At 59.8% G+C, this 331-nt stretch carries 1 pseudogene; it reads right to left on the bottom strand.

Annotated features, from left to right (window positions below):
- Positions 1-331 (bottom strand): annotated as a pseudogene (locus tag AC0L3D_RS37060) (IS21 family transposase); the annotation flags it as partial.

A 331-nucleotide genomic window follows, 5' to 3' on the forward strand; every position in this document is an offset into this window, starting at 1 on the left:
AGTCGGGGAGCGTTTGCGTCCAGGTGGCCTCGGCAAAGGTGTAGCTGGACGCACCCAGCACCGCCACGAAGATCTCCGCCTCGCGGATCTCACCGGTCTTGCGATCGACAATTGGGATCTTCTTGCCGGAATAATCGACGAAGACCTTGTCGCCGGCGGCGTGCTCCTGACGCATTGTCGGCGACAGTCGTTGCTGAAATCCCCTTAGAAGTTCACAAAAGCGACTGTAGCCATAACCGTCGGGATGCGACCCGCGATACTCCTCCCACAGGATGAGCAAGGTGACGCCGGGCTTCTTGAGCTCGACCGCAAGATCGGCCCAGTTCGGTTC

It is taken from the genome of Mesorhizobium sp. WSM4837, assembly GCF_055811435.1.